Origin of the sequence: Corallococcus praedator, from assembly GCF_003612125.1 — a bacterium.
Taxonomy (GTDB): Bacteria; Myxococcota; Myxococcia; order Myxococcales; family Myxococcaceae; genus Corallococcus; species Corallococcus praedator.
Genome location: NZ_RAWI01001298.1, coordinates 1 through 406, shown reverse-complemented (window position 1 = coordinate 406; position 406 = coordinate 1). Strand labels below are relative to the sequence as shown.

Genomic DNA, 406 nt, shown 5'->3' with positions numbered 1-406 from the left:
GCCTAATCGATCGCGTCCATTTCGATCGCTCGATTTGCCCCAGTCGATCGCACATCCGGTAGAATGGCTTGTCAGGTTGATCCCGCTTGCCATCTCACAGTGTTGCTGCCCATGAATCGAGTCAATAGCGCGTTGACGCTGTTTTTTAGCTTGCTGGTCGAGGCGATGCCCTTCTTGCTGCTGGGCGTGTTCTTCTCTAGCCTGCTTTTACTGTTTGTCGATGAGCGCAAGCTGATTGCCGCGATGCCCAAACATCCGCTGCTGGCTGCCTTTGCCGGAAGCTTGATCGGCTTTTTGTTTCCAGTTTGCGAATGCGGCAATGTTCCGGTAGCGCGGCGGCTGATCGTGCAGGGTGCGCCAAGCGCAATGGCGATCGGCTTCCTGCTCGCCGCGCCGACCGTGAAAC

Annotated in this window: 1 protein-coding gene; it reads left to right on the top strand. The window is 56.9% G+C overall.

Translation table 11 applies throughout. The annotated features are described in order from the left end of the window. Positions 1 to 111 precede the first annotated feature (111 nt). A partial coding sequence (locus tag D7Y13_RS44165) for a permease (RefSeq protein ID WP_208734729.1) occupies positions 112 to 406 on the top strand: 295 nt, incomplete at its 3' end.